The sequence below is a fragment of the Pseudoalteromonas sp. TB64 genome (genome assembly GCF_000498095.1).
Classification (GTDB): domain Bacteria; phylum Pseudomonadota; class Gammaproteobacteria; order Enterobacterales; family Alteromonadaceae; genus Pseudoalteromonas.
In genome coordinates, this window is the sequence record NZ_AUTQ01000261.1 from 24,053 (window position 1) to 41,686 (window position 17,634).

At 37.8% G+C, this 17,634-nt stretch carries 16 protein-coding genes; all 16 read right to left on the reverse strand.

Annotated features, from left to right (window positions below; translation table 11 throughout):
- Nucleotides 1-28: 28 nt before the first annotated feature.
- The 16 genes from L647_RS0121620 to L647_RS0121695 all read right to left on the reverse strand — a co-directional run bounded on the left by L647_RS0121620 (nucleotide 29) and on the right by L647_RS0121695 (nucleotide 17,548).
- A complete protein-coding gene (locus tag L647_RS0121620; RefSeq protein ID WP_024612859.1) occupies nucleotides 29-2,077 on the reverse strand; it encodes a formylglycine-generating enzyme family protein in 2,049 nt (682 codons plus the stop codon).
- 120 nt (nucleotides 2,078-2,197) lie between these two features.
- Nucleotides 2,198-5,761, reverse strand: a complete 3,564-nt coding sequence (locus L647_RS0121625) for a DUF6701 domain-containing protein (RefSeq protein ID WP_253948932.1) — start codon at nucleotides 5,759-5,761, stop codon at nucleotides 2,198-2,200.
- Nucleotides 5,762-5,934: 173 nt separating this feature from the next.
- On the reverse strand, nucleotides 5,935-6,351 hold the full coding sequence (locus tag L647_RS0121630; RefSeq protein WP_253948933.1) for an agglutinin biogenesis protein MshP: 417 nt from the start codon (nucleotides 6,349-6,351) through the stop codon (nucleotides 5,935-5,937).
- 64 nt (nucleotides 6,352-6,415) lie between these two features.
- A complete protein-coding gene (locus tag L647_RS0121635) occupies nucleotides 6,416-7,258 on the reverse strand; it encodes a type II secretion system protein (RefSeq protein WP_024612862.1) in 843 nt (280 codons plus the stop codon).
- Complete coding sequence (locus L647_RS0121640) at nucleotides 7,258-7,797, reverse strand: prepilin-type N-terminal cleavage/methylation domain-containing protein (protein WP_024612863.1); 540 nt, start codon at nucleotides 7,795-7,797, stop codon at nucleotides 7,258-7,260. Before L647_RS0121640 ends, L647_RS0121635 begins: the two co-directional genes overlap by 1 nt.
- The gene (locus L647_RS0121645) at nucleotides 7,784-8,254 is read right to left on the reverse strand and encodes a type II secretion system protein (protein ID WP_253948934.1); all 471 of its coding nucleotides are present in this window, start codon (nucleotides 8,252-8,254) and stop codon (nucleotides 7,784-7,786) included. Before L647_RS0121645 ends, L647_RS0121640 begins: the two co-directional genes overlap by 14 nt.
- Before the next feature lie 32 nt (nucleotides 8,255-8,286).
- Entirely contained in the window at nucleotides 8,287-8,814 is a 528-nt protein-coding gene (locus L647_RS0121650; protein WP_024612865.1) for a prepilin-type N-terminal cleavage/methylation domain-containing protein, read from the reverse strand.
- A 25-nt stretch (nucleotides 8,815-8,839) separates the two neighbouring features.
- A complete protein-coding gene (locus L647_RS0121655; protein ID WP_024612866.1) occupies nucleotides 8,840-9,430 on the reverse strand; it encodes a prepilin-type N-terminal cleavage/methylation domain-containing protein in 591 nt (196 codons plus the stop codon).
- A 1-nt stretch (nucleotide 9,431) separates the two neighbouring features.
- Nucleotides 9,432-10,652, reverse strand: coding sequence for a type II secretion system F family protein (locus tag L647_RS0121660; protein WP_024612867.1), 1,221 nt, complete (start codon nucleotides 10,650-10,652; stop codon nucleotides 9,432-9,434).
- Nucleotides 10,639-12,366, reverse strand: coding sequence for a GspE/PulE family protein (locus tag L647_RS0121665; protein ID WP_024612868.1), 1,728 nt, complete (start codon nucleotides 12,364-12,366; stop codon nucleotides 10,639-10,641). Before L647_RS0121665 ends, L647_RS0121660 begins: the two co-directional genes overlap by 14 nt.
- Complete coding sequence (locus tag L647_RS0121670; protein WP_024612869.1) at nucleotides 12,363-13,523, reverse strand: tetratricopeptide repeat protein; 1,161 nt, start codon at nucleotides 13,521-13,523, stop codon at nucleotides 12,363-12,365. Before L647_RS0121670 ends, L647_RS0121665 begins: the two co-directional genes overlap by 4 nt.
- Nucleotides 13,520-14,422 carry an AAA family ATPase gene (locus L647_RS0121675; RefSeq protein ID WP_024612870.1) on the reverse strand — a complete coding sequence of 301 codons (903 nt, stop codon included), beginning with the start codon at nucleotides 14,420-14,422 and terminating at the stop codon, nucleotides 13,520-13,522. The genes L647_RS0121670 and L647_RS0121675 overlap by 4 nt, the downstream gene beginning before the upstream one ends.
- A 2-nt stretch (nucleotides 14,423-14,424) precedes the next feature.
- Entirely contained in the window at nucleotides 14,425-16,077 is a 1,653-nt protein-coding gene (gene mshL / locus L647_RS0121680; protein ID WP_253948935.1) for a pilus (MSHA type) biogenesis protein MshL, read from the reverse strand.
- Nucleotides 16,055-16,378: a hypothetical protein gene (locus L647_RS0121685; protein ID WP_024612872.1), complete on the reverse strand. Its 324-nt coding sequence runs from the start codon at nucleotides 16,376-16,378 to the stop codon at nucleotides 16,055-16,057. The genes mshL and L647_RS0121685 overlap by 23 nt, the downstream gene beginning before the upstream one ends.
- Complete coding sequence (locus tag L647_RS0121690; protein ID WP_024612873.1) at nucleotides 16,356-17,045, reverse strand: hypothetical protein; 690 nt, start codon at nucleotides 17,043-17,045, stop codon at nucleotides 16,356-16,358. The genes L647_RS0121685 and L647_RS0121690 overlap by 23 nt, the downstream gene beginning before the upstream one ends.
- On the reverse strand, nucleotides 17,042-17,548 hold the full coding sequence (locus tag L647_RS0121695) for a PilN domain-containing protein (RefSeq protein ID WP_231613162.1): 507 nt from the start codon (nucleotides 17,546-17,548) through the stop codon (nucleotides 17,042-17,044). Before L647_RS0121695 ends, L647_RS0121690 begins: the two co-directional genes overlap by 4 nt.
- Nucleotides 17,549-17,634 lie beyond the last annotated feature (86 nt).

Below are 17,634 nucleotides of genomic sequence, written 5' to 3' on the forward strand. Positions count from 1 at the left end.
GGAAGCTATTAAGCTTCCTTACTAAATATTATCGTTCGCGTACTAAGCGAAAACCAATGTAGTTAGATCTAAAATCAGGCGCTAAAATTAAACGCGTTGACGCACGAGCAAGACTTGGGGCAAAATTCCAGGCTCCACCTCTTACTGCAACATCAGACTCACCTGATTTTTTATCGGTCCATTCCCACACATTGCCTACGGTATCGTATAATCCAAATGCATTAGGAGAAAAAGAACCAACAGGCGCTGCACGTTTGTTTGACCATTCGCTACCACACCAACCACAGTTAGCTAAATTTTTACCAATTTCGTTACCCCAAGGGTACTCAGTTTCAGTTCCTGCGCGTGCTGCGTATTCCCACTCAACTTCACTTGGTAAACGAAATTGCTGCCCTGTTTGACCAGATAACCACTCAGCATATGCTTTAGCATCATTATAGGTTAAACATACAGCCGGAAAATCATTACTTTGTTCAAAACCAGGATTACGCCAATTTAAATCGTTTTCCCATACAGGCTCACCATTTAAATAATACGCACACCCTTTACTTTGCTCTGCTTGCGTTTTATAACCAGTGTTTGATACGAATTTTTCGTATGCACCCACTGTCACTTCTTTGCTTTGCATAGCAAATGAATTTGCTATCGCCTTTTCAATAACAGGACGTTCATTAGCCAGACCATTGCCATTAATGTCACCCATTTTGAACTTACCAGCAGGAATAACAACAACAGGTGTTTCAACATTTGTGCTTGAAACAATAACGTTTTGGCTCACCTGGCGAGTTTCAACTTTTGGTTGCTCACGAGTGTACGTCGGTGCAGCAATCGACTCAGACTTTTTTACTAAGTTTGCGTGAATGGTTTGTGCCTTAGTCAAATCTATACGAGCTTGATAAGGTTTATAACCTAACTTACGAATTTCAATGTTATGAACACCGCTTGGTAAGCGAGTTATTAAACGTGTTGAGCCAAAGCTTACACCATCAATAAACACTTCATCATCATATACATTCGAACGTAATGTAAGCTCAACAGACTCGTATTTATCCTTGTTCAATATTACTGGATAATCTCTTTCCGCTGATGCTTTTTTTACTGAGTAATCACGTATAGGCTGCTTATTTAAACGAGATACAGATACCGTGTCGGTATTATCCGCGTTATTACTGAATGTTAACTGACTATCAGAATAAGTATTATTGTACGAAGGCTGATATGTAGTTGCCAGTGGAGTTCCATATTCAGAACAATAGCGATTATCAACACTTAATAAGCTACATAAGCGGCTGCTATTAACTTCACCACGCATTGTTACGCTTAGATTAACGTTGTAATTACCTTGTCCACTAAAAGCACTATTTACTACGTGGCTACTTAAAATTTGTACTTGCGCGCCTGCCATATTACGCTTTGGCTCTACTAAACGCTCTTCAGTTAAGTTTGCAAAAATTTGGTCTACAAAGCGTTTGGTCGCTTTTTGTAAACCCATTTGCTGACCGCGTTGCTCACATGCTGCAAGTGTTTCTGTACGCTTACAATTTATTGTGTGATTAACTTCAAGTGCACCCTCTCGGGTAAACTCGTTGCGCAAACGCTCAACACGAGCCGTCGTTAACTGCTCTTTTAAGGTTTCTAAAGTATTTAAAAGTGTGTGTTTGGCAACACGAATCTGTTCAATATCTTTACGGTGGGATGCAATTGCCGCCAACTGCATAGAAATATCATCTTTATTTTGCTTGTGATCGACCACCGCTTTTTGATAACGCGATTGAGCCGTACTAATATCAAGCGTAGGATCGTCGATTAATCGGCGATACATTTCATTCATCGCATCAAGGGCTTGGTTTTTTTCTTTATCTAGCTCAGTAGAACGAGAACGAAGTAATTCCAGTTGGTTTTGTAACTGACTTTCTTCTTTTAAGTGTTTATCAAGTATTCTTGTCGAGTTATCGTATTCTGTTTGTTTAATACTAATCTCTGAATCAATTCCAGTCACAGTAGCAGTGTCTTGTGCAAATGCACTACTAGCTATCAAACTAGCTGAAATTAAAAGAGATAAAGAAGCAATTCGCATATATTCCAGTCCCAAAAAGCGGCAATTATTTGGTCGTTATTATTTTTATAATCAAACCCGTATGCTATGTACTTGAAGCACAAAACACAAGCTTTGTTCAATTATTATCTTAGTTTACAACTATTCACGTGTTTCACGCCAGTAAATAACCCGATCATTTCCTCTAAAGCGACCGAATTGTAAAATAGTGCGAGGATCAAGCTGAGATTCATCTCCTTGCCAATCCCACTTTAACCAGTCTAGTGTATTATATTCCAGCGTAAATTCTCCTGACCCATTTGCTTGAGCATAAATGCCATTATCAGCGGGGTACCCTCCAGCTTCGAGCTCTCCCGATGAACCATTTCCATATTCATATGCTAATACAGGTGATGCGGGGGATATTTGGCTTAACTTTGTATGATCGAACACGCTACAGTTATCTTCATTATTAATTACAAACCCGTTGCCATCCCAATATTGAGCTTGCATAGGTATAAGTAAAGAATCGAGATCCGATCCTGCGTTATTACTAAGTACTAATCGTCCAAATCTAAAGTCAATTGGTACGCTATTTAAACGCACACTATTGCAATTAGCTGCGCAGGTATTTTGTGTATTAGGTTTGTCATTAGCATCAATTAATGTAGCACCTTCAATATCAGTAAGCGTAGCCATTAAGTTAACCATAGAAAAAGGTCCATCTGGTTGATCAACTCCAAGCCTTTTTAGCGTGGTATCAACTTGGTTTAATTGCCATTGCCCGTCATTTTGATCACTCCAACTATTTGATCCAAGATTAACTAAGCGACTGCTAAAGTCGGTAGCCGGCGCATAATTACTGACTTCATTATTTTCTGCATTAACTTGTACTGTCGATTTATCAAACCCGTTTTTATAATTACCCATTAACTCATTTTTATGATTTTGCGCTTGTACCGTAAAAGCTAATTCAAAAGGCTGCTCTAGGTAGGTTAAATTACTACCATATTGCGTACATTGGGCATTCGCCTGAATAGCTATTACTTGAAATTGTGAAGGAGCAAAACGACCAACGTTATATATTTCTCCTCTTACATCGCCTGCACCAAAATAATCAGCATCTACAAGCCCCGCAGTTAAATCAATAATACCGACTTGGTCATAACTATATTGTGAAATTGATTCACTTAAATTACCGGTGTCACTAAATGCACTGGTGCTAATTACTTCTAACGTACCGGCTGTACCTGGCGTCGGTGCATTAAGTACTGCTTCAACGAATGGTTGCTCTGAAATAAAATGCTTAGCTATCGTATTATTGGTAATACTACTGTAATCGTCAGGATAACCGTCATTGTCGTTATCTTGCCCGGCTTCCCATTGCACTGCATTCATTTTTAAATCAAATGACTCACCCGTTAATCTAAACAGACTTCCACTTGCATCAGCTGCAAAACCATCACTGGGCAAATCCATCGCAAGCCCAAATGGTTTCACAACATATTCATTAGAACTACCTTCTAAATTAACCGATAAGTTAGTAACGGGGTCTAAAATTAAATTAGTTTTTGCATTAAGACTAAGCTTGGCTGCATCCGGATAATTAATAACAATCTGTGCTTTAGAGTCATCATCAAACCTCAGTGGAAATGATTGATAGGCTTGCTCAACATTATATGTATTGTTGTTGTTCTCAAGCTGTATAGGGTCAGAACAGCTCGCCCCTGCACTGCACGTATAAGCAAGTTCTAAAGAAACATCGGCACCGACAGGAAACGCAGCATCACACGCACCGGTTGTGGTGTTAGTTTTTACAGCCTGAATCGAAAGCGCTTTGGCATTAAAGCCTGTATCAGAGGGTTTACCTGATAACTGAGTTGGGATTGTTGTACTATTATTGGTATCGTTTGTAAAAATAAATCCAGCATCGGAAAACGTTACCTTGCACCCACTCAAACCCACGTTATTACCTCCAATATAACAGCGTATAGGCGCAGAAGGATCGGCAGTATTAAAGCCAAATGTAGCAGTACCGGTTGTGCGTTTAGCAAAGTCGATGGGAGCCGAGCCTGTAAAACTGATGTTCTCCCCAGTTACCCAACTTTGCTGACCACTATTATCAGGAGATAAATCTAAACTTGATGGCTCATCAAACAATATGCTACATGCATCGTTTGCACAGGCTGTTAAGGTCATTTCTTTTGCTTGGCAAGTGAGTCCTTTATTATCACTCATTGTAATTCGATAATGATCTAATAAAACGGGAGTATAAATACCACACAAGCCAGGAATACTATCAGGTACAGGTAAAGCATCAAACGTCGAACTTCCTTCGGTAATAATTTGAGTACCTGATGTAATAGAGCCTTGGTATGTTACATTTTGTGCAATTCTCACTTCACCAGTGGCAACAATATAAGCAGAAATATTAGCATCAGCTGCAATAGCAACAGCGCCATCAACATAAATAGCTAAATAGGCATCTGCTTCAAGAACTATATTAGTTTGACCTATATTTAAAAATGATGTTGATAGTAATGATGTAGTGTCTTTTAAAAAAATACGTGTAGGCGCTGTAACTCTGTATTCGGTCTCAAGCATGCTCAGTTGTAACTCATCATAAAAATAGTTACCAGCTAATGACGTTGGTACAGGTCCTGTAGAGCTCCCATCATTAGGTACCGTAGGGACTTGCGCCGCTTGGCTTGGTTCTAATGAATTATTACCGCTTGCTGCACACTCCTGTCCATTACATAAAGGAGGGTTAGTCAATGCTGTTGAAATTAAACTCGTTGTTGTAACAAATTGTGCATTGTTATCTGTTACTTCAACACCCTGAACCAATTGAATTTCACCATTATCATAGGTAGAAAGCGCTCCAGGAAATAATGTATCACAACTTAAAATATCGCCATTAGAAACAAATGTACTGGTCATAGCCAGTATAGATGCTTCTTCATTTGGGTGAGTTCGTTCGTTATCTCCGTCGCGATCCTCGTCAACCACCAGCCCCAAACGATCAGTTCTTAAATTACAACTACGTAGCCAGCCACCATCAGTCCCTACACGTGAATTTTTACTTGCCACAACTAAAGGAGCCACTAAAAAGTTGTTAGTAAAACTAAAGTAATTACAGCCATCAGTCCAACCATCTACGGCAAAGCCAGTAAAGAAGCTTTCCCAAGTTACCTCGACCCCATTATCGTCAGTAAATGCCCTATCAAAACCAGGCTCAACAGCTAAATAAGCAACGGTTTCACTGTTAACTAAACCAAATTCAGTTTCAGATGCCTCTAGCGCTATATTTACGCCATTAGCAGATAAAGACCCCGTTTCTACGGCTATAGTTAAAAATGGTATCAAAGCATTGTTTGGTGGGTTGCTATCAACACTATTAAGTGTTTGCAATGAATGAAAGAAATTAGGTCGCTGTGTAAAAGGTTGAGCAAAAAGCAGTGATTTATATCCTGTAGGAGTAAATGGTGAAAAACCTGACTTAGCTCCATACTGAAGCTCTAATTGCAAATCAGTACTACCCACTTCCATTATCGTCCCATCAGGAAATTCATGCACTCCATACTCAACAGCTAAATAATGAGCCCCCATATTAATATGACCACCATCTTCTCCTGATGGCTCCAAAGGAAGCGCCTCAAACCCTGTTGTAGTTATATTTCTTACCCTTACAATTGCAGGGTTGCCACCTTGGTTGGTTGAAAGCATAAAAACGGCTGGCGGTGTTATATATTGTTGCTGAAAATTTATTTTTGTCCAAACTGGTGATGTATACGTATTTTGCAATTCAATATAACGACCTTCAATTTTAGGTATAACAGCAAAGACTTTATTGCAAAACAACAAAGTTATGAAAAAAATAAGCAATAATATATTTTTTATCATGGTAGGGTTTTTGCCTCAACACTGAGTGTTCTTTGTGTTTGCCAATAGTCTTTTCGACAAGAGTCACCAATAGCGCAATCATTTGCTGCGCATATAGCAGAGCTCTGTAAATAGTATATATTAACAGTGCCGGAGCGCGAGCTAGTATCGGGCAAGCCTATATACTCACTACAACTGACCGATACAGTGCAAAACTCTAAATAGCTTGTTTCAAAGGTTAAGTTTGAAGTCACCGCTGCACAATTTTGGGCTGCACTATTAAGTGGGAATAGATCTACTAAACCACTTTCGATACCACTTTGCGCAGCCATAAAAGCGCGTGCACCGTAATATTCAATCGTATTTTGTTGAGAAGCACCTGAAAGCACTTTAACTAAAGCTAACCCAAGCGCCAATAAGGCAACAATGATCACCAAAGAGACAATTATTAAATTACCTCTTTGCCTGTATGGCATATTTTTAATCGGAGTCTTTTTTTTAAGGTACATTGGGGACATGTACCTCATGGTTAAAATTCATTACTTCCGTGTCATTAAATACCATTTGTGCATGGATATTTAAAACTGAGTTTCGTTGTAAAGCCAATTTATCTAACGTAAAAAATAAAGTATTTGCTAGATCATTTGCTATATAAATACCCAATAAATCTCGCTTCACACCACTCGTTATTTGTAAGCCAACTGCATTAAGCTGGTTTACATTAAAGTCATAATTTGTATATCGATATAAGCTGTTGCCTTCAATGCAAAAGCTAACAGGCTCATCTAGTAAATAAAGTCGTTTACTAGGTGATTCTTCAGCAAATGCTTTGCTAAATTGCCATTGGTCGATTGCACTACTTGTCGAATTAGTAAATGCTGATACTTGTAAACGCTTGTCGTTATTCTCGTTGTATATATCTGCGCTATTTAACGGATACACAGTAGCCCAATCGCCAACTTGAGGTTCCGTTAAATTATTTAGTTCGAAATCGACAGCGGTAACATTAAATGGTGACGTTGTAGGCAAGTAATTCGTGTAATGGGTCGCAGATAAAAATGGCGTAAACTCAAGGCATTGTTGAGTACTGCATGCTCCACCGGTACTGTTATCGCAAGTTAGTCTCAATGAGTTTGGCGTTGCATGACGCAATTCTTTACTTAAACGCGTTATTAAAAATCTAGCTTGTGCTACTGCTTCTTGACGCTCTACACCTTGTGAATAAATACTTACACCAGCGCCTATAAACGAAAATGCGCTCACCGCTAAAATACCCATAATTACCATTACAAGTAGCAGTTCAATTAATGTAAACCCTTTCTGGTGCTTGGCTTTATTCATTAATAGTTTCCTTTATAAGCACTAAAGCCGTAAACCTCACCCTGAGATGATGTCACTTCGATAGTAATTCGCTTAAAGGTGGTGCCATCGTTGTTTGTTGCGGCATTAAAATCACTGTCGTATTGCACCGTAATAACCAAACTAAAATCACTGTATTCTGATAGCGCCTCACCTAAACTATTAGTAATAGGTTGACCTGAAAGTTCAATATAGTCATCAACATCATTATAGCTTGTGCGTGTTTCTGCGTTATCGGAGCCGAAGTCGTTTGTTGCTGTACAAGCTTGCGCACCCAGTGATATTTCACCGCAGCGCTTAAAAGGAGCACTACGATCATTATGCTCATCAAATGACTTACTTTGAATTTCATTCATTAATGATTGCCCTAACTCAGATGCTCTTAAAGCTATAATTGGTTCTACACTTTTTTGAGCTTGAGGAGCAATGAGCGCGGTGATTATGCTCAATGCAATTGCAAACATAACAATACCAATAATTAATTCTATTAAGGTAAAACCGTTATGTTTAAGGACACGCATAAATAAGCCCTTCACCGCTAATACATACACCAGCCAACCCGACGTCTATTCGACATTGCGTTGTACAGTTTTGATCTGATTTACCTAAAGGGTCAAAACTAATTTGTGTAAATTCATTTGCATTACTATCTAATGCAGTAAATGTTATATCACTTCGTTGTGTATCAATTTGTATAACTAAGTGATCGCTATTATTAATATCAGCACCTCCTACACAATTATTATCTGGGGTGGGTCCTGCAATTAAAGTGGGAGTAATATAAAGTTTATGACAACTCGTAGTAGTCGTATTTTGCATTGCACGTAACTGCATTGTTCTCAACGCATTTAATGTGCGATCTCGATACGAATACGCATCTTCAGTTGAGCTCCCCAGAAACTTGGGACCTGCCGTTACCGACAGTATTCCCAATATCACTAGAGTAATAATTAACTCAATGAGTGTGAAGCCACGCAATCGCCGCTTACTACTACTTATCATCTATGTAATTAACAGCCTTCTGTAACTAAAGTGACAATCGGCGGTGTAATAATAGTTCTTACCGGCGCGGTTCCTGCTGCTGATGTTGCTTCTGTATATTCAATTCGGCAATCGTCAGTTTGTACATAACTATTTGGAAACAGAATAACCTTAGTGCCTACAACGGCTAAGTTAAAGTCAGCCGAATCATCAGCGGCAAAACTCACATCTAAAAAAGCTTCAAAGGCAGGTTGTGTTGCTGCAGGATAACCATAAACGGTAGGAACATTAGCACCAGTGTCCACAATAACAGATGCGGCTATTTTTTTATGGTCACTCGCAATAATAGATTTACCGTTAACTATGTTCATCCCGCTACGAATAGACCCCTGTAGCCCCTCTAATGTTGAAGCATTTGCATCACCTTGTAGATTTAAGAATCGCGGCGCTGCTGTTACAGCTAGAATTCCTAAAATAACAATTACAATAATCAATTCAACAAGCGTAAAACCTGCTTGATTATTTAAAGGTAGATTTTTTAACGATTGCGTTTTCATAAGTAAGCCTCTTTTTAATAATTACTTAATTTTTAAATATGTGTACTTTTCCCGTTATTGGAAAGTACGAAAAACCTATATTCCCCGATGCAATAGCACCATTTTTAGGTATGTTTTCAGAATCAAGAACATGTGTTAAATAATAGATGCATTGTGTATCTTCTGCGTTGTATCTAACTAAAAAAATAACATTTTTTATTCTTGATATTTCATTACTTAATGTACTACTAGGTGCATCTTGTAAAATAGTATTTAATACCTGACGACATTTAGCAGCACTCATAGCTTGAACACGTGTATCCATTTTTGTTGTTTCATCACTCGTTGGTGTACCTCTTAAACCATCAACTCCGACGATTACTCCTCCATAATTAACAAATGTTGTATGTAATGCACCGTTTGGCCTTCTTTCTAACTCCCATTGACCGCGTACCATACTTATAGCAGAGGAAAAACCACCTGCAACAGCATCAACATTCGAATTATGTGCTTGATTTTTAATACCTATATATTGAGGTATAGCAAAACTCAGAATTACTGCCAGTAAAACAACAACAATAATTAACTCAAATAACGAAAAACCTTTTGAGTGAGTAACTGTAATGAGTGTAGCCACCTTAATTACCTTTAATGGCTGACATCATATTCCACATTGGCATAAATATACCTAATGCTAAAATGAGTACCATAATGGCTACAAACACTGTCAGAATAGGTTCAATTTTTGCTGTTAAACTACGTAAATCATAATCGACTTCACGCTCGTAATAATCAGCAGCCTCTTGTAAAAGCTCATCTACGCGTCCAGTTTCTTCACCTACAGCAACCATTTGTAAAACAAGTTGAGAAAACAACTCACTCGAACGAGAAGCTCTAAGTAAGCTATCGCCTTTTTCAATATCATGTCGCATAGTGATAATCGCTTTTTCCATATAACTGTTATCCACCGCATGTGCAGTAAGTGATAACCCTGTTGTCATTGGTACACCTGAGCGCAGTACCATTGCCAAGCTTTGGCTATAACGTGCAAGCAAAGTACGCTTTAAAATGTCACCAATGAAAGGAATTTTTAGCTTATATTGATCCCACTTAAAACGCCCTGCAGTTGTGTTTAAATAACGCTTCCACATTACAACGCAGCCAACACAAATAATAATTAGTAACCACCAGTAATTAACGAAAAAATTACTAGTCCCTATTAATATTCTAGTCATTAAGGGGAGTTCTGCACCAAATTTTGTAAACATGCTGGCAAATGTTGGGATCACAAAAATATTTAAAATTATCATCGCGGAAACTAGCGCTAAAATTACAAAAGTGGGATAGCGCATCGCAGCCTTTATCCGCTTACGTGTTTCTTGTTCTTTTTCAAAATAAATAGCTAGCTGGTAAAATGCATCTTCTAATCGACCAGACCCTTCACCTACCATCACCATAGAAATAGTTAAGCGACTAAATACTTTGTTATGAATCGACATTGCACTAGATAAATCACGACCCTGCTCTAGCTGCTTTGTAACTTCTATTAATACATTCTTGAATTCTTTGTTTTGGGTTGTATCAGCTAAACCTACCATTGCTCTAATAATAGGAATACCGGCTTTTAACAATGAATACATTTGTCTAGAAAACATGATCATGTCTTCTAAACCTATTTTTTCAACGAATAAATTATCGAAAATTTTAATGTTATTTTTAGTTTCAACTAATGTAATTGAGATGGGTATAAATTGACGTCTTATTAGACTATCGGCAACACCCGCTTGGCTACTTGATTCAAGTTGCCCTTTTACAAGCATGCCTTTCATATCTTTGGCTTTGTAGCTATACAGCTGCATCATCGCCTCCGACTATCTCGGGAATATACTCTGCTACTTTAAACACCTCATCTAACGAGGTAATTCCTTGCTTAGCATAATCTAAAGCCATCATTGAAAGGGGTGTGAAGTTAGCGCTATTTTTTGCCGCTTTTGCAAATTTCTGAGTATCATTAACACGCAATGCATCCATCATTGCATCACCCATTTCAAGCAACTCAAAAATACCAACGCGTCCTTTATAACCACTATGATTGCACCCTGTGCAACCTCGCCCTTTAAAAAATTGCGAATGTGAAATATCTTCACCAAGGTATTTAAGCCAACTCGTTTCTTGTTTGTCTGGGTGATATGGTGTTTTGCAATCATTGCAAACGCGCCTTACAAGGCGCTGAGCTATAATTGCACGTAGTGAGCTTGCGACTAAATATGCAGGCGCGCCCATATCAATTAGGCGCATAGCGCTAGTAATAGCGTCATTGGTGTGTAATGTAGATAAAACTAAATGACCAGTTAAAGCAGCCCTAAGGCCTATATCAACTGTTTCTTGGTCACGCATTTCACCGACCATTATAATATCGGGATCTTGCCTTAGAGCGGTACGTAAAATACTCGCAAAACTTAAACCTATTTTATTATTTATTTGAACCTGGTTTATACGTCCAATTCGATATTCAACAGGGTCTTCTACGGTAATAATTTTACTTTCTTGCTGGTTAAGTTCACTTAATGCACCGTAAAGCGTAGTGGTTTTACCCGAACCGGTTGGTCCTGTTACAAGTACCATACCGTGAGGGCGCTTAATAATACTGCGCACACGCTTTAAAATATGCACGGGCATGCCCGTCTCGTCTAGCGACAATATACCTGACGATTGATCAAGCAAACGCATAACAACAGATTCACCATGCTGTACTGGCATCGTTGAAAGTCGTACATCAATGCTATGACTGCGCACTTTAATGTTAAAACGCCCATCTTGCGGAAGTCGCTTTTCAGATATATCTAAGCCCGACATCAACTTCAAACGTAAAACGAGTGCCGATGCTATTTTCACTTGGTTTAAAATGTGCTCTTGCAGTACCCCATCTACACGTTGGCGAATACGAAGCAGGCCTTCATCTGGCTCAATATGAATGTCAGATGCACGCACTTGTACCGCATCTTCAAAAATAGATTGCAGTAACTTAACAACGGTTGCATCTGATGTTTCGTCACCAAGGGAATTAAGATCGAACTCTTCTACGTCTTCATATTCTTCATGTAATTGCTCAGCAAAACTCGTTATTTCTTGAGTTCGACGATACACATTATCAAAAGCAGCCATTATCTGGCTTTCTTGTACTACTGCTAACTCAATTCGTTTTGGAGCCAGCATAGGTGCTAGCTGATCTAACCCTCTTAAATCAGCTGGATCGCTCATGCCGAGTAAAACAGAATCACCGTTATCTTCAATAACCAGCGCTCTATATCTTCTGGCATATACTTCTGACAAAAGCTTAGATACATCAGGTGATATTTTACGTTGAGAAATATCTAAAAATGGAACTTGCAACTGCTGTGCTAAAAAACGTAATAGCTGAGGCTCACTAATAAACTCAAGTGTAATAAGTGTAGACCCTAGCTTTCGACCTGTTGCAGCCTGAACATTTAGCGCTTCATTCAACTGCGCCTCAGTAATCATATGCTCATGAACAAGTAAATCACCTAAACGCATTTTTAAACTAGGTCTCATACTGCCTCCTTCAATGCAACTAAGCGCTGTAATGCATGTTGAGTCATTGCCGTGTTTAACCCACCTAAATCTAAAGCTATTTTGTATAAATGCTTAGCATCAGGGTACTCACCCAAAGCATCTTTAGAGGTTGCTAAAGCAAGCCACCATTTTGCTTGACTGGGCTGTAATTGAGTAAGATGCCTAAAGCTATTTAGTGCTTTGGCATGCTGATTAGCACTTTGAGCTGCAGTGCCTTGTAAAACCCAAAAATCAAGGTTAGCATTCACTTCAAAGTCTTCACTTAATAGCAGTAGCACCTCTTTATATTGCTGCTGCATAATCAAAATTTTGCTAAGCATAATACGCCACTCTAAAACATCTGGGTTTTGGCTAATGCCAGCTTGTAAAACCTGTTGTGCGGAGTTTATATCTTGCTGCTGAAAATAAGCTGAGGCGAGTAAATTTCTAGCATCTATATTTTTCGATGACTGGAGTAAAATATTATTAAGGTCACTAATTGCCTCATCATACAAACCAAACTGAATTGCCTGCTTAGCTGCTGTTAATTGCTCTGCAATTAATTCATCTTGAGATTTAGAAGGCGTTGAGCTTTTAGTCATTTTATTCGTAGATTTAGCTTTCACAGGCTTAGGTTTTGGTAAATCAATAACAACCGTTTCAGCCACTGATAAAACTTCATCCGCATTTTCTACGTTTCTTAATTCATCTTGTTTAGCTATTACAGCCGCCTCTGTCGTTAATTTATTAACAACAAGTTCAATGGGTTCTTTTGTACTAGAAGGCTCTATGTCATTCTCATTACCGCTTTCTAAGGGAAGCTCTTTGGCTTGCAAATCAGTCATCTCTAACTCATTAAAAACATCAGAAACAAGTGCTTTATTGTCATCTTTTTTAATTACTAACTCCGTCTCAGGTAGGCTAGACGTTAGTGTTACGGTTAATTCTTGTTGTGGCTTTTTGCTTTTTTCTGCCGTTGGCAAATATAAATACGCTACAAAAATCACACTTAAAACAATCAGTATTATTAATGTTTTGAAAAGTATATTTCGTATGTCGTAAATAGGTTTTATATTAACCTCGATAGTATTTTTATCCGTAATTTGCTTAGCCTCGCGTTGCTCTATGTTTTTAAGCATATTATTTATAACGCTCATAGCCACTGCCTCCATACCCATATAGCAGCAATCGCTAAAACACTAAATGTAAGTGCGCTATAGCCCCAATAATGACCAGTACGGTATTTAGCACAGTCTTCAGTATCTTTTATAGCAAGTTGAATATGACGAGTAGTAATTTCATTTAACCCTTCGCCGTAAGCCTGTAATAAAGCTTTATGGCATAAAATATTGACTAATCTTGGGATCCCTCGGCTAGCTCTGGCAATTTTTAAACCCATTGCGTTATTAAATAAAGGTGGCTGATTAAAGCCCGCAACTTGTAATCGGTGATTTATATAATAAATCACTTCAGCAGCAGTCATAGCTCTTAACGAGTAAGAAAAACTAATTCGTTGGCGTAATTGTCTTACCTTGTTATTTGCAAGTTTTTCATCTAATTCTGGCTGCCCAAATAATACAACTTGGATTAACTTTTCACTTTCTGTTTCTAAATTTGTAAATAACCTAAGAGCTTCCAGAGTTTCCCAACTAAGGCACTGCGCTTCATCTATTAAAAGTACTACACGTTCATTGTCCTCTTGTAGATCGAGTAAGTAATGATTAATAAGTTGACCGAGCGCTTGCTGATCTAATGTCTTATCGACTTCCATTCCCAGCTCTATAGCCAATGCCCAACGAAGTTCTTCAGGGCTTAAGTAAGAATTAGGTAGATAAGCAACAATATAGTCAGGCTCAATTTGATTTAATAACTTTCTGCAAAGTAGTGTTTTACCAGTACCAACCTCACCTGTTACTTTAATGAACCCCTCACCCATTTCAATCGCTGTTGTAAGTACTTGCATTGCTTCATGATGAGGCGCAAGAGCACAAAAGAAATTAGTATTTGGGGTTAACGTGAAAGGCATTTCACTTAGATTAAAAAAACTTAAATACATGGTTAGTTCTCATACCAAGTATTTAAAAGCTTGCGGCTTTCCCCTTGTTGCTTTTTCCAAGTGTCTGGCATTACAACGGTTGGTTTAATTAAAATGATTAACTCTTTTTTCTCTTGGCGTTTACGTATACTTTTAAACAAATTACCAAAAATTGGAATGTCACCTAAAATAGGTGTTTTTGACTCTTCATCTTCGGTGGTAGTTTGCATTAAGCCACCAATAACAACTATCTCGCCGCTTTGTGCACGAATTACAGTATCTGATTCTCTTATATTGCTTTGTGCAAGTGGTAACTCAAAACGTTGATCATCTAAGGTAATTACTTTTAATTGCTCTTCAGTTTCAGTTACAGAAGGATGGACATGTAAAATAACTGAACCGTATTTATCAATTTGCGGCGTTACATCCAATGCAATACCCGAAAAGAAAGGAGTTAAATCAATTTCAGGAGACGTTGTAGTAGAAGTACCTGTTACCGTAGTGCTCGACACATTGGTAACAAAGTACTCATCTTGACCTACCTTTATTACTGCTTTTTGATTGTTTGTTGCAGTTACTCGAGGGTTAGATAGCATTTGCACATCACCTTGAGTTTCGAGTAAATTAATAACTCCGTTAAAATCCCCTTTTTGGATTGTTAACGACGATGCCCCACCTAAAACAGCAGATATACTATTACTAATTGTTGTACCAGCAGTTGTTGCAAACGAAACACCACCTTCTAATCCACTCGATATACGCTCCCAGTTAACCCCTTGTTGATATTCATCTTTTAGGGTTATTTCTATTATTTTTGCTTCAAGAATAACTTGGCGCTGTAAATTTTCTTGGCTTTGGCGTAAAAACTCTTTTAATTGCCTAATTTCGCTTGGTAACGCATTAACTGTTACTAAGCTAGCTTGCGGGCTTGCAACAACATAACGACCATCACTGCTGCCAATTAATGATTTAAGAGCAAGCTCTAATTCTTTCCAAAAATCATTTTTATTAATTGTTTGAATACGAGATCCATTTAACTCTAAGCTTTGATCATCACTTCCAAATTCTTGGCTTCCTTGGTTAGAATTACTTGAGCTATTAGAGCTGCCACTATTTTGTGCAAATTGACTTACACCACCAGCGACTACACTGACCGTTGAAAGCCCATTACGTTGCATCATTAAATAATTTACAGGTATTGTTTCGGTACGCATTTTAGCTGGCAGCACTTGTACAATACGACCTTCATTAACTATATCTAAAGGATACATGCGTTTAATAACCGCAATCACTTCATTAAAAGTTACCGCTTTTAGGTTAAGACTAATAGTACCGCTAACTTCAGGATGAACAGCAACACTAAACGGCGTATCGTCAGTTAAGCCAGCAAAAAATGCACCAATTTCAACATCATTAGCAGCAACATCAAAACGCTTAATTGCTAAGTCATCGCTTATGCTTTGCTCACTATTTATAGATGATAATAAGCTTTGCGTTAATTCATTAGGCATTTTTAACGGCGCAACTGCCTTAGTTGTATCTACGACAAGCTCTTGTTCAATATGATTTTTAAGTTCTTTACCTGGTTTAAAGCTATGACACGCTGTTAAAAACGTTGGCAATAATAAAAGAACAAGCCATGGGCTAGATAAATTATTTTTTAATTTCATAGTCATATAATTCTAATTTTATTTGCTTATCGTCATTTGCTAATACAACTTGTTTAGAGTTAATTTTTAGCACCCGAAAATTGTTTACCGTGTCACCTTTTTGATAAAGCTGACCCGAAATAATAGCTTTAAATACTGTATTTTTTTTTATAATAGATTGTAATTTAAGCTCTGTACTTTGAGCGACTGGCATCCCGCTACCTACTTGTATGTTAGGCTGAGTCGGATCACGTAACTGTGCAGTTGCATTCAACGAAAAAAAGCACAGCACTAAAGTACAAAAACTATAAAGCGATAAATTTTTCATTTGCGCTCACTGTAGCAATTTGTAAAGTTAATTCAGCTAGTGGATGAACCTGAACCTGATAGCTAAACTCTTGTATTAATAATTTGCTTTGATTACTTTTTAACGCAGCCAAGTATTGTTGCAAACTAAAGTAGCTACCCTTTAAGGTCACCACCATCTGGTGTTCAAAAAATAGCGTTTGTGCATCATGTTCACCTAGCTTATCTACATCTATTCCCTTTGCTGGCTTTACCTTAAAACTAACAACCTGCACATCAGAATTATTAATTAATAAATCTTTCAATACTGCCGGTACTTTTTTAGCTGCAATAAAGCCCTGACTAAAGCTATTAAGCTGATTATTAACTACACCTAACTCTTCTTTAGTTTGTTCTATTTGCCCACGTAAAACTCTCGTGTAATCGTAATTTAAAGCTTGGTTTAACATTGAAAGCTGTGTATTTGTTTGTTGCAGTTCTTGATAAATACTATTTTGTTTTACGTTCACTTTTATAACAGCATCTTGCTGAGGGAAAATAACAAACCATAAGCCCAAATAAATAACGATGAATAGACCCACAAATAATGTTGAATATTTTTCGCGCTTTTGCAATGCAGCAAATTGAGCCTGATACTTAACCCATGTTGGTCTACTTTTTTTATTTTGAATCGGTGTATTTTTGCTCATGGTTTAACTTCCTCATTACGAAGATCAGTTGCAACATTAAACTCACTAATACCATCTAGCGTAGATAGTTCGAGCACTGAGAATTCTTTATCAGCAAAAAAAGGGGATTGTTTTAGATTATTGAACCAAATTGGTAAAAATTTTGACTGTAGAGTTTGCCCTTGTAATATCACTTTTTGTCCAACAAATTTTATTTCTGTAAGCCAAATATTAGGTTCATGATATTGCGCAAGATCTTTCATCACATCAGCATAATCAGTTATTGATTGAGCTGATGATTTTTCAAGATAATTAAAAAATTGTTGTTTATGTTGGATTTCCTGCTGCAGCGTTTTTAGTTCATTAACTAATAATGTTTTATTTTGTTTTTCAGCTAGTTGTTGCTTCGCAATCTGTAACTGAGCCTTAGCTTTCTTAAGCTGAACTTCACTTTGCTGTAAATTAAGATTGTTGGCGTGTTCTTTATAGGCGTAAAAAGCCCATGTTATTGCAACAATAAGCAAAGCACCAATCCACAGTGTAAGCATCCCTTGTAACGGAACAGGATCGCGCCTTACCCGCAAGGACTTTTGATAAAAATTAATCCTAG

Excerpts from the sequence above, each read along its gene's own strand:
- L647_RS0121635 (WP_024612862.1), bottom strand. The coding sequence starts at position 7,258 with ATGAATAAAGCCAAGCACCAGAAAGGGTTTACATTAATTGAACTGCTA.
- L647_RS0121660 (WP_024612867.1), bottom strand. The coding sequence starts at position 10,652 with ATGCAGCTGTATAGCTACAAAGCCAAAGATATGAAAGGCATGCTTGTA.
- L647_RS0121685 (WP_024612872.1), bottom strand. The coding sequence starts at position 16,378 with ATGAAAAATTTATCGCTTTATAGTTTTTGTACTTTAGTGCTGTGCTTT.
- L647_RS0121650 (WP_024612865.1), bottom strand. The coding sequence starts at position 8,814 with ATGAAAACGCAATCGTTAAAAAATCTACCTTTAAATAATCAAGCAGGT.
- L647_RS0121625 (WP_253948932.1), bottom strand. The coding sequence starts at position 5,761 with ATGCTTTCAACCAACCAAGGTGGCAACCCTGCAATTGTAAGGGTAAGA.
- L647_RS0121620 (WP_024612859.1), bottom strand. The coding sequence starts at position 2,077 with ATGCGAATTGCTTCTTTATCTCTTTTAATTTCAGCTAGTTTGATAGCT.
- L647_RS0121640 (WP_024612863.1), bottom strand. The coding sequence starts at position 7,797 with ATGCGTGTCCTTAAACATAACGGTTTTACCTTAATAGAATTAATTATT.
- L647_RS0121670 (WP_024612869.1), bottom strand. The coding sequence starts at position 13,523 with ATGAGCGTTATAAATAATATGCTTAAAAACATAGAGCAACGCGAGGCT.
- L647_RS0121665 (WP_024612868.1), bottom strand. The coding sequence starts at position 12,366 with ATGAGACCTAGTTTAAAAATGCGTTTAGGTGATTTACTTGTTCATGAG.
- mshL (WP_253948935.1), bottom strand. The coding sequence starts at position 16,077 with ATGACTATGAAATTAAAAAATAATTTATCTAGCCCATGGCTTGTTCTT.
- L647_RS0121675 (WP_024612870.1), bottom strand. The coding sequence starts at position 14,422 with ATGTATTTAAGTTTTTTTAATCTAAGTGAAATGCCTTTCACGTTAACC.
- L647_RS0121690 (WP_024612873.1), bottom strand. The coding sequence starts at position 17,045 with ATGAGCAAAAATACACCGATTCAAAATAAAAAAAGTAGACCAACATGG.